Source organism: Neisseria dentiae (assembly GCF_024580525.1).
Lineage (GTDB): Bacteria > Pseudomonadota > Gammaproteobacteria > Burkholderiales > Neisseriaceae > Neisseria > Neisseria dentiae_A.
Map to the genome: position 1 here is coordinate 365,382 of NZ_JANIKQ010000001.1, position 6,982 is coordinate 372,363.

Here is a 6,982-nt window from a genome sequence, read left to right on the forward strand (position 1 = left end):
GAGCGGTTTTTTGAGAAAAAATCCGCAGATGCCAGGCAAAAAGCACAGCAAGATTGAACATCTTGCGAGCATTTTAGCTTCGCAAGTCCGCTACGCTGCCTAACGCCGCAGATGCGGATTTTAACCAAAAATACCGCCGCAACGCGGTCGACGACACTCCCTAAATCGGTTTAAAAAAGATTAAGGCCGTATTCGCGCCAGAGCGACATAAACCACAGCAGCGCCAGCAGCAGCAGCGCCAGCATCTGCGCGGCGGAGCCTGCGTCTTTGGCGCGTTTGGCCAGCTCGTGCCGTGCGGTGGAGGTGTGGTCGACGGCAGCTTCGATGGCGGTGTTGAACAGCTCGACAATCAGCGACAGAAACGATGCAAATATCAGCATCATGCGGGTGGCGGGGCCAAAGTCGAGAATAAATGCCAGCGCAACCAATACGATATTAAGCCAAACCAATTGGCGGAACGCGCTTTCGTGGCGGTAGGCCGCGCTGAGGCCGTCGCGCGAGTAGCCCGCGGCGTTGATGATGCGCGAGATGCCGCGCTTGCCTTTCATTTTTTCTGCATAGGTTCGGTCGGTCATGGCGGTATCCTTTCAGACGGCCTTACAGTTTCGACCATGCCGCAACGGCATCGGCGAACATGGCGGCCACATCGAAGCCTTTCTGCTTCATGATTTCCTGAAAACCGGTGGGGCTGGTTACGTTGACTTCGGTGAGACAGTCGCCGATTACGTCCAGGCCTGCCAGCAAAATGCCGCGGCGTTTCAATTCGGGCGCGAGGGTTTCGGCGATTTCGCGGTCGCACGCGGAAAGCTCCTGCGCCACGCCGCGCCCGCCGGCAGCCAGGTTGCCGCGCGTTTCGCCGTTTTGCGGGATACGCGCCAGCGCAAACGGCACCACTTCGCCGCCAATCACCAACACGCGTTTGTCGCCGTGCACGATTTCGGGAATATAACGCTGCGCCATAATGGTGCGCGTGTCGAGCCGCATCAGGGTTTCGAGTATGCTGCCGATATTGGGGTCGGCTTCGGTGAGGCGGAAGATGCCCATGCCGCCCATGCCGTCGAGCGGTTTTACGATGATGTCGCCGTGTTCTTGCAGAAAGGCGCGCACGTCGGCGGCGCGGGTGCTCACCAGCGTGGGCGCGGTAAAGCGGCCGAAATTCAGAATCGCCAGTTTTTCGTTGAAATCGCGCATGGCCTGCCCGCTGTTGAACACTTTCGCGCCCTGCCCTTCGGCCAGCGTGAGCAGCTGGGTGGCGTAGAGATACTGCATATCGAAAGGCGGGTCGGTGCGCATAATCACGGCGTCGAAATCTTTCAAGGCCGTCTGAATTTTTTCTCCGGCTGTGAACCATTCGTGGTCATAATCATTTTTCGCGCCGGCAAACTCAAACGGTGCGGCCTGCGCCGTTACGCTGCCGTTTTGCACCGAAAGCTCGCTGCTCAGGGTGTGGAACAGCGCCCAGCCACGTGCAGCCATTTCGCGCATCATGGCGTAGGTGGTGTCTTTATAGGTTTTGAACGTTGCCATCGGGTCGGCGATAAATAAGATTTTCATAAATTTCCTTTTGAATCGTGCCAATCATACACCCTGAAACCTTTGCAAAACCGCCATCTGCGGCGCAATAGGTTAAGGCCGTCTGAAAATGCCGCTGCGGTTTCAGACGGCCGCGACAGTGTTTCCTTACACCTGCCAATCCACCGCGCCCAACCCGTGTTGCTGCAAATAAGCGTTGGCCTGCGAAAAATGGCGGCAGCCGAAAAAGCCGCGGTAGGCCGACAGCGGCGACGGGTGCGGCGCGCTCAACACCAAATGGCGGCTGCGGTCGATAAACGCGCCTTTCTTCTGCGCGTGGCTGCCCCACAGCATAAACACCACGTTGCGGCGGTGTTCGTTCAATTGCGCAATCACGCGGTCGGTAAACTGCTCCCAGCCCAGCGCGGCGTGTGAATGCGCCTGATGCGCGCGCACGGTGAGCACGGTGTTGAGCAGCAGCACGCCCTGGTCCGCCCAATGTTGCAGATAACCGTGGTTGGGAATGTGAAAGCCCTCGATATCGGTTGCCAGCTCTTTATAAATATTCGCCAGCGACGGCGGAATATCCACTTCGGGGCGCACCGAAAACGCCAACCCATGCGCCTGCCCCGCGCCATGGTAAGGGTCTTGCCCCAGAATCACCACCTTCACTTGGCCGAACTCGGTGGCTTTGAACGCATTAAACACATCGGCCGCCGGCGGATACACCGTCTGCCCGCTTGCGCGTTCGGCTTTAACGGTGTTTAAAATATTTTGGAAATAAGGCTGCTGCTTCTCCGCGCCGAGGGCGTCGTGCCAAGTTTGCATAAACTGCTCCGTAAACGGTGTGAACGAACCGTGCCATTATATAAGAAAGGCCGTCCGAAATGTTTCAGACGGCCTTACCGCACCAAGCGATAGGCTATATAATCGCGGCCTGACTATATTTTTTCCGCTTTGCCATGCTTAAATTCACCCTGCACAAAACCGACGGCCATGCCCGCCGCGGCACGCTCGAACTCAACCACGGCACCATCGAAACCCCCGTATTCATGCCCGTAGGCACCTACGGCTCGGTCAAAGCGATGACACCGCAAAACCTGCACGACATCAACGCGCAGATTATCCTCGGCAACACCTACCATTTATGGCTGCGCCCCGGGCTGGAAGTGATCGGACAATTCGGCGGCCTGCACCAATTCATCGGCTGGGACAAACCGATTCTCACCGATTCGGGCGGTTTCCAAGTGTTTTCGCTCTCCGATATGCGCAAACTCACCGAAGAAGGCTGCACTTTCAAAAGCCCGATTAACGGCGACAAACTGTTTTTATCGCCCGAAATCTCGATGAAAATCCAAACCGTGCTCAATTCTGACATCGTGATGCAGCTCGACGAATGCACGCCCGGCGAAGCCTCGCACGAGCAGGCGCGAAAATCGCTGCAAATGAGCCTGCGCTGGGCGGAGCGCAGCAAAAAAGCGTTTGAAGAGCTGAAAAACCCCAACGCCCTCTTCGGCATCGTGCAAGGCGCGATGTATGAAGATCTGCGCGAAGAATCGCTGCGCGGGCTGGAGCAGTTCGACTTTCCCGGGCTGGCCATCGGCGGCCTCTCCGTGGGCGAACCCAAGCCCGAAATGTACCGTATGCTGCGCGCCGTCGGCCCGATGCTGCCCGCGCACAAACCGCATTATCTGATGGGCGTGGGTACGCCCGAAGATTTGGTATACGGCGTGGCACACGGCGTGGATATGTTCGACTGCGTGATGCCCACCCGCAACGCCCGCAACGGCTGGCTGTTCACCCGCTTCGGCGACATCAAGATCAAAAACGCCAAACACAAACACGACACGCGCCCGCTCGACGAAACCTGCACCTGCTACGCCTGCAAAAACTTCAGCCGCGCCTATCTTTATCATCTGCACAAAGCCGGCGAAATCCTCGGCGCTCAACTGAACACCATCCACAACCTGCATTTTTATCAGGTGATCATGGCAGAAATGCGCGAAGCCATCGAACAGGGCAGGTTTGCCGGCTGGCAGGCGCAGTTCCACGAAAACCGCGCGCGCGGCACAGATTAAAACCCGAATGCTTTTGCAAAAGCAACAGGCCGTCTGAAAACTTTCAGACGGCCTGTTAACACAACAGCGGCAACCTCTTTATTTCTTACGTTGCGGCGGCAAATCGGTGCACACGCCCAGCGCCACTTCGGCGGCAAGGCCGATGGTTTCGCCCAAGGTCGGGTGCGGGTGGATGGTTTTGCCGATATCGGTTGCATCGCAGCCCATTTCGATGGCCAGGCAGATTTCGCCGATCATGTCGCCGCCGTTGGGGCCGACGATGCCGCCGCCGATGATGCGGCCGGTTTCGGCGTCGAAAATCAGCTTGGTAAAGCCCTGGTCGCAGCCGTTGGCGATGGCGCGGCCGGAAGCGGCCCACGGGAAGTTGGCTTTGGTGATTTTGATGCCCTGCTCTTTGGCGGCGGTTTCGGTTACGCCCACCCACGCCACTTCGGGAGCGGTGTAGGCCACGCCGGGGATCACACGCGCATCGAAATAGGCTTTGTGGCCGGCGCAGTTTTCGGCGGCAACGTGGCCTTCGTGCACGGCTTTATGCGCCAGCATGGGCTGGCCGACGATGTCGCCGATGGCGTAGATGTGCGGCACGTTGGTGCGCATCTGTTTGTCCACTTCGATAAAGCCGCGCTCGGTAACGGCCACGCCGGCGTTTTCGGCACCGATTAATTTGCCGTTGGGCGCACGGCCGGCGGCCACCAGCACCACGTCGTAGCGTTGCGGCTCTTTGGGGGCATTGGCGCCTTCGAAGGTAACGTAAACGCCGTCTTCTTTCGGCTCTACCGCCACGGTTTTGGTGTTGACCATGATATTGTCGAAGCGGTATTCGTTCTGCTTCTGCCACACTTTCACCAAGTCGCGGTCGGCGCCCTGCATCAGGCCGTCCATCATTTCGACCACGTCGAGGCGCGTGCCCAGCGTGCTGTACACCGTGCCCATTTCAAGGCCGATGATACCGCCGCCGATAATCAGCATTTTGCCCGGCACCGATTTGAGGGCGAGCGCGCCGGTTGAGTCGATGATGCGCGGGTCTTCGGGAATAAACGGCAGGTTCACCACGCGGCTGCCGGCGGCGATGATGGCGTTTTTAAACGCAACGGTTTGTTTTTCGCCGGTTTCGTCTTTGCCGCTGCCGGTGGTTAGCGCCACTTCCATGTGGTTGGGGCCGACGAATTTGCCGTTGCCGCGAATCACGTCGACTTTGCGCATTTTCGCCATGCCGGCCAAACCGCCGGTGAGTTTGCCGATCACTTTTTCTTTGTAGGTGCGCAGCATATCGATATCCAGCTCGGGTTCGGGATATTTGATGCCGTTGGCGGCCAGATGGCGCACTTCGTCGATTACGTTGGCGTTGTGCAGCAGGGCTTTGGAGGGGATGCAGCCCACGTTCAGGCACACGCCGCCCAAGGTGGCGTAACGCTCGACGATGGCAACTTTCAAGCCTTCGTCGGCTGCGGCAAACGCGGCGGAATAACCGCCGGGGCCGCCGCCCAGCACCACAACGTCGTATTCGGCATCGGCCTTGCCGCTGAATTGCGCGGCCTGCGGCGCGGCGGCAGCGGCTTGGGGGGCTTCCTGCTGCGCGGGCGCCGCTTCGGCTTTGGGCGCTTCTGCCTTGGGTTCGGCTTTGGGCGCTTCAGCGGCGGCTTCAATCACGGCAATCACGCCGCCTTCCGAAATTTTGTCGCCCACTTTCACTTTCACTTCTTTCACCACGCCGGCGGCTTCGGCCGGCACGTCCATGGTGGCTTTGTCGGTTTCCAATGTAACCAGCGTGTCTTCAACCGCCACGGTGTCGCCCGCTTTGATTTCTACGGCGATGATGTCCACGTTTTCGTGGCCGCCGATATCGGGCACTTTTAATTCGATTAAGCTCATTTTGAACCTTTCTTTCAAAAACGGCCTGATTCAAGGCAGGCCGTCTGAAAAATCATGCGGCAGATTAGGGGCGCCCTTTTCTGCTGCCTTTTGATGTTTTTTCTTTTCAGACGGCCTTATCAGCATTTAAAGGCCGTCTGAAAACCTTACAGCACCACGCGGCGGAAATCTTTCAGCAGGTTGGCGATATACACGGTAAAGCGCATACCGGCCGCGCCGTCGATTACGCGGTGGTCGAACGACAGGCTCAGCGGGCACATTAAGCGCGGCTGGAATTCTTTGCCGTTCCAAACGGGTTTCATCTGCGATTTGCACACGCCCAAAATGGCCACTTCGGGAGCGTTCACAATCGGGGTGAAGCTGGTGCCGCCGATGCCGCCCAAACTCGAAATGGTGAAGGTTGCGCCTTGCATTTCGTTGGGTTTGAGCTTGCCGTCGCGGGCTTTTTTGCTCAATTCGGTCAGCTCTTGCGAAATTTCTTTCAGACCTTTCTTGTCGGCGTCTTTAATCACCGGCACCACCAAACCGTTGGGGGTGTCGGCGGCGAAACCGATGTTGTAGAACTTTTTCAAAACCAGATTATCGCCGTCGAGCGAAGAGTTGAACTCGGGGAAGGCTTTGAGCGCCACCACCGATGCTTTGATCACAAATGCCAGCGGCGACAGTTTCAAGCCTTCGCGCTCCCACTCTTTGTTGAGCTGCTGGCGGAAGGTTTCCAAATCGGTCATGTCGGCTTCATCGTTCACGGTAACGTGGGGAATCATCACCCAGTTGCGCGAAAGATTCTGGCCGGAAATTTTCTTGATGCGCGACAGCGGCACGGTTTCGATTTCGCCGAATTTGCTGAAATCGATTTTCGGCCACGGCAGCAGGTCGAGGCCGCCGCCGAGCGACGGTGCGCCAGCCGCAACGGGCGCGGCTTTGCCTGCCCCACCCTGCATGGCTGCTTTCACAAAGGCTTTGATGTCGTCGCCGACAATGCGCCCTTTTTCGCCGCTGCCTTTTACCAAGCCCAAATCCACGCCCAGTTCGCGCGCCAGTTTGCGTGCGGAAGGGCCAGCATGCGCTTTGGCGAACGCGGCTTCGTTAATCGGCGTGTTGCCGAATGCGGCCACGGGCGCGGCAGATGCGGCGGGGGCGGCTGCGGGTTTCGCTGCGGCAGGTGCTGCCTGCGGAGCGGGCGCGGCTTTAGGCGCTTCTGCGGCAGGCGCGGGGGCGGCTGCGGCTTGGCCGGCGGTTTCTACTTCGATAATCTGCGTGCCTTGCGAAACTTTGTCGCCCACTTTCACATAAACGGCTTTTACTACGCCGGCGGCGGTGCTGGGCACGTCCATGGTGGCTTTGTCGGTTTCCAATGTAATCAGCGTGTCGTCGGCGGCTACGGTATCGCCCACTTTCACTTCCACGGCAATTACGTCCACATTATCGTGGCCGCCGATGTCGGGCACTTCCACTTTAACGGTTGCGCCGCCTGCTTGTGCGGCAGGGGCGGGAGCGGCCGTTTGGGCGGCTGCGGGGGC

Annotated in this window: 5 protein-coding genes and 1 pseudogene; 1 reads left to right on the forward strand and 5 read right to left on the reverse strand. The window is 58.5% G+C overall.

The features are described 5' to 3' along the window. Nucleotides 1-170 precede the first annotated feature (170 nt). From NQ012_RS01850 to ung, 3 genes and pseudogenes are all read right to left on the reverse strand, one after another. Complete coding sequence (locus tag NQ012_RS01850) at nt 171-575, reverse strand: diacylglycerol kinase (RefSeq protein ID WP_257065790.1); 405 nt, start codon at nt 573-575, stop codon at nt 171-173. 22 nt (nt 576-597) lie between these two features. Then, the gene (gene gshB / locus NQ012_RS01855; RefSeq protein ID WP_257065791.1) at nt 598-1,554 is read right to left on the reverse strand and encodes a glutathione synthase; all 957 of its coding nucleotides are present in this window, start codon (nt 1,552-1,554) and stop codon (nt 598-600) included. Nucleotides 1,555-1,680: 126 nt separating this feature from the next. Then, nucleotides 1,681-2,346 (reverse strand): annotated as a pseudogene (gene ung, locus NQ012_RS01860) (uracil-DNA glycosylase); the annotation flags it as partial. A 128-nt stretch (nt 2,347-2,474) separates the two neighbouring features. Between ung and tgt the strand changes: the two are divergent. Next, nucleotides 2,475-3,590, forward strand: coding sequence for a tRNA guanosine(34) transglycosylase Tgt (gene tgt / locus NQ012_RS01865; RefSeq protein ID WP_257065792.1), 1,116 nt, complete (start codon nt 2,475-2,477; stop codon nt 3,588-3,590). Between the two features lie 78 nt (nt 3,591-3,668). Here the strand turns inward: tgt and lpdA are convergent, their stop codons facing one another. Next, nucleotides 3,669-5,462, reverse strand: a complete 1,794-nt coding sequence (gene lpdA, locus NQ012_RS01870) for a dihydrolipoyl dehydrogenase (RefSeq protein WP_257065793.1) — start codon at nt 5,460-5,462, stop codon at nt 3,669-3,671. 146 nt (nt 5,463-5,608) lie between these two features. Further along, nucleotides 5,609-6,982: dihydrolipoyllysine-residue acetyltransferase (gene aceF / locus NQ012_RS01875; protein WP_257065794.1), on the reverse strand; the 1,374-nt coding region annotated here is incomplete at its 5' end.

What these genes read in the sequence shown, in the direction of transcription:
- NQ012_RS01850 (WP_257065790.1), bottom strand. Translation starts at nt 575, where the DNA reads ATGACCGACCGAACCTATGCAGAAAAAATGAAAGGCAAGCGCGGCATC.
- gshB (WP_257065791.1), bottom strand. Translation starts at nt 1,554, where the DNA reads ATGAAAATCTTATTTATCGCCGACCCGATGGCAACGTTCAAAACCTAT.
- tgt (WP_257065792.1), top strand. Translation starts at nt 2,475, where the DNA reads ATGCTTAAATTCACCCTGCACAAAACCGACGGCCATGCCCGCCGCGGC.
- lpdA (WP_257065793.1), bottom strand. Translation starts at nt 5,462, where the DNA reads ATGAGCTTAATCGAATTAAAAGTGCCCGATATCGGCGGCCACGAAAAC.